3 protein-coding genes are annotated in these 2,265 nt (G+C 62.8%); all 3 read right to left on the minus strand.

The features are described 5' to 3' along the window. Positions 1–7 precede the first annotated feature (7 nt). Positions 8–796: a hypothetical protein gene (locus tag ACNKID_RS07200; RefSeq protein WP_417912762.1), complete on the minus strand. Its 789-nt coding sequence runs from the start codon at positions 794–796 to the stop codon at positions 8–10. A 188-nt stretch (positions 797–984) separates the two neighbouring features. Then, the gene (locus tag ACNKID_RS07205) at positions 985–1,887 is read right to left on the minus strand and encodes a DUF6529 family protein (RefSeq protein WP_417912763.1); all 903 of its coding nucleotides are present in this window, start codon (positions 1,885–1,887) and stop codon (positions 985–987) included. 1 nt (position 1,888) lies between these two features. Next, positions 1,889–2,265: hypothetical protein (locus tag ACNKID_RS07210; RefSeq protein ID WP_417912764.1), on the minus strand; the 377-nt coding region annotated here is incomplete at its 5' end.

Raw genomic sequence — 2,265 nt, forward strand, 5'->3', positions numbered from 1 at the left:
CCTGGTGTCATGGCTGGGGGGTCAGCAGGTCGCGCAGCCACATGCTCCCGCTGCTCTCAGGCTGCTCGCGGCCTTGCTCGCGCTCGCAGGGGCCTCTTCCGTCGTAGTTGTGCTCGTCCTGCCCGCAGAGCCTGCATCGCTTGAAGTCCCATTCATAGGCGGAGTAGCCGTCTTCCGGCTGACACTCGCCTCGGCGTTCCTCGCGCTCGCAGCGGCCTCTTCCGTCGTGGTTGTGCTCGTCCCGCCCGCAGGGCCTGCATCGCTCAAAGTCCCATTCATAGGCGGAGTAGCCGCGTTCCGGCTGACATTCTCTGCGGCGCTCCTCACGCTCGCAGGGGCCTGCGCTGTCATGATTGCGTTCATCCCGCCCGCAGGGAGCGCAGCGCTCAAAGTCCCAGTCGTGGGCGGAGTAGCCGCGTTCCGGCTGACACTCTCTGCGGCGTTCCTCGCGCTCGCAGCGGCCTGCGCTGTCATGGTTGCGTTCATCCCGCCCGCAGGGAGCGCAGCGCTCAAAGTCCCAGTCGTGAGCGGAATAGCCCGGCGCAGGCTGACAGATTCCGCCTCCTCCGCTGCCGCCGCAGCCGTTTCTGCCGTCTGTGTTGCTGGTGCCTGGCGGACATGGCCTGCACAGATCAAAGTCCCAGTTGTAGGCGGAATAGCCCGGCGCAGGCTGACAGCCGCCCCCGCCGCAGCGCATGGTTCCCTGGCATATCTTGTATTGGCCATTCCGGTCGTCGCACAGGGTTTCGTAGACATCGCCTGGCCGGCACACACCTTTGCGCGTGTTCAATCCCATATGCGCGCAGGCTCCGCCAGGCGCGTCCCCTCTATAGTCCAGCCAGGCCTGGCCTGGACAGTCTTCTCCTGCCCCTGCTTGGGTTGTCCACCCAGCCGCAAGCAGCAGAGCTGCGGCCAATATGTGTTTCGCTTGCATCATTCTCCCTCATAGATTGGAATAAACAGCCTCATGGTCATCGTCAGCCGTCATTTGGTCTGCTGCTCGATGAGCAGGCGCAAGACCGCTTCTTTCTCCTCCGGGCTGAGGAATGTCGGATCATCGGCGTGATGCTCCATCCGCTCCACAGCCGCCCGCCATTCCTCCGCGCTCTTCTTTGCCATCCGCACCCGGTCGAGACTGTGGCAGCGCGTGCATTTCTGCCCAAGCAGCGTGCCGTCGCCTTTGCTCTCCGCCTGCGGCTTCTCTGGCTGAGGCTTCGCAGGACGCTGCCGCTCCCGCCGCTCCTGCTGCAGCGTCAGGTAGTTGATGATCTGCGCGGCATCAAAGCTGCGGATGTTGGGCGAGTCCATGACCGCCATCCGGCGCACAGTCGCTGTCCATTCCGGCACGCTCTTGGATGCCTTGAAGACCCGCTCCAAGCTGTGGCATTTGACGCATTTCCTTGCCAGCAACATCCGGCCCAGCTCTGTGTCTAAGAGCACCATGTCATCATTGTCCGTCATCAAGGCATGGCCGACTGCCGACTGGTGCAGGAAGTAATAGCCGCCGGTCAGGCTGTAGAGGACAAAGAGGGCGAGGAACAGGGCTATGCCGAAGCCGGGTGCCATCGTGCCCAAGCGTTTGAAACGGCGGACCAAGAGCAGCTTCAAGGCAAGCAGCGGCGCGAGCAGCAGGCCCAAGGCCGCATGAAGCAGAATGCGCGGCGGGAACTCCTCATGGTAGTTGTCCGCCTTGAGCAGCATTGCCGCCAAAAGGCCCAGGAGCAGGACAGCGGTCAGCCAGCCAGCAGCGCGGTGCGCCCGGATCAGCCGCTGATTGGCCTCCTTGTCTTCTCTGGGATTGCCCCGCAGCTCAAGCATGATCAGCAGGGCGAAGGCTCCGGCCAAGACAGCAGCCAGACCGGCAAGGGAGGTGAACGCAGGATTCATATCAGGTGCGCATCCGTTCGGCCAGCTTAAACAGCTCTGTTTTGCGCGGCCGGAAGAAAAGCATCGCCACAGCGGAAACCGCCAGAAGGATGCAGAAGGTGACTATGTCCCTGGCAATGAAGAACATGATCAGGCCGTATATGGCCACGCTCTCCGACAGGGCTGCGCTCAGGATGAGCGCGGTGGTGTACTTCGCAGCCGCAGGATGCGTCGCGGCATCAGGCTGCCTTGTCTGGTCAGCCGCGCCCTTGCTCTGCAAGAAGAGCTTGCGCAGGAGATGCGCCATGACCAGGCTGAGCAAGGAAATGGCAAACAAGGCGTATTTCAACAAGCCGAGGCTCTCCTGCGGCAGGCTGACAGACACCTGCACTCCCTGCA

The sequence above is a fragment of the Candidatus Electronema sp. TJ genome, from assembly GCF_048287355.1.
Classification (GTDB): domain Bacteria; phylum Desulfobacterota; class Desulfobulbia; order Desulfobulbales; family Desulfobulbaceae; genus Electronema.

Excerpts from the sequence above, each read along its gene's own strand:
- ACNKID_RS07200 (WP_417912762.1), bottom strand. The coding sequence starts at position 796 with ATGGGATTGAACACGCGCAAAGGTGTGTGCCGGCCAGGCGATGTCTAC.
- ACNKID_RS07205 (WP_417912763.1), bottom strand. The coding sequence starts at position 1,887 with ATGAATCCTGCGTTCACCTCCCTTGCCGGTCTGGCTGCTGTCTTGGCC.